1 protein-coding gene is annotated in these 1,307 nt (G+C 54.1%); it reads left to right on the top strand.

The features are described from left to right. Positions 1–50 precede the first annotated feature (50 nt). A protein-coding gene (locus QP971_RS11255; protein WP_172953431.1) for an IS3 family transposase occupies positions 51–1,285 on the top strand; the annotation gives its coding sequence in 2 pieces (ribosomal slippage) (positions 51–339 and positions 339–1,285; 1,236 coding nt in all). The last annotated feature ends 22 nt before the right edge of the window (positions 1,286–1,307 follow it).

Below are 1,307 nucleotides of genomic sequence, written 5' to 3'. Positions count from 1 at the left end.
TGAAGTGTCCCAGGTTTTGTTCCGTTTGAGTAGATGGGAAAATCTGGAATATGCCAAGAAAATTTGACCAGGATGCGAAGGATCGTGTGGTCCGTCTTGTAGAGGACCGCATCTTGGCGGAAAATATGTCGATGCAAGCCGCGTGCCAGGCAGTAGCCCCAAAGCTGGGGGTGTCATGGCACACAGCCCGTCAATGGACCCAACAGGCCCGCCGTGCGGGAAACATCCCAGAACCCGTGCCTGAAGATCTGGCCGCCGAAAACGCGAGGCTTCGCCGTGAAAATCAAGAGCTACGCGACACCAATGAACTTTTAAAGGCTGCCTCAGCTTTTTTCGCGTCGGAACTCGACCCAAAACGTCGGAAATGATCCGGTTCATCGATGAATACCGGAATCGTTTCTCTGTCGAGTTCATCTGTAAGACGTTGAAGAAAAACCGCGCTGGTGGGTTCATCACCTCGCGTGGGTATCGTCAGTCCAAGGCCCGTGGGGTAAGTGCTCGCCGCCTTCGTGATGCTGTGCTGGTTGAACGCATTAGTGCTATCCATCGGGATAATTACGGCATCTACGGTGTGCGGAAAATGTGGCATGCTCTTCATCGTGACGGAATCGATATCGGTCGTGAACAAACCGCGCGGCTGATGCGTCTAGCCGGTGTATCAGGCAAAGGCAAAGGCCGCTCGCCTATGACCACTCGCACACCTCAAAGGCCGGATTTACGCCCGGACTTGGTGGAGCGAGAATTCAAAGCCGAAGGCCCGAACAAGCTGTGGGTGGCTGATATTACCTACGTGCGCACGAAGAAAGGCTTTGTGTATGCCGCGTTTGTCACCGATGTTTACTCCCGACGGATCGTTGGGTGGGCGTTATCAGATTCCATGCGCACCGAAGCGTTGCCGCTGCAAGCTCTCAACCAGGCGATCGCGTCTGCTGAGGAAACAACAGGTCTCATTCATCATTCGGATCACGGCTCGCAGTATGTCAGCGTTGTCTACAACGAGCGTCTTGCCCAGCACGGGATTGCCGCTTCCACCGGAACTGTCGGGGATTCCTATGACAATGCTCTGGCGGAAAACGTTAATGGTTCCTACAAAAACGAGCTGATCCATACTCGCAGGTGGGATGAGGTTGTCGAGGTGGAAATCGCGACGTTTGAGTGGGTGTCATGGTGGAACGAGACGAGGCTTCACCAAAGCTTGGGATACCGAACCCCGGTCGAAGTGGAAACCGAATTTTGGGACCAGCACCCGCCGCAAGCAATAATAGAAATCAAGGCAAATGCCTAGGAACAAAACCCGGGGCACTTCA

It is taken from the genome of Corynebacterium marquesiae, from assembly GCF_030229635.1.
In the GTDB taxonomy this organism is placed as follows: Bacteria; Actinomycetota; Actinomycetes; order Mycobacteriales; family Mycobacteriaceae; genus Corynebacterium; species Corynebacterium marquesiae.
Note: the sequence above shows the minus strand (reverse complement) of the source record. Positions and strands in the feature narration are given on the sequence as shown.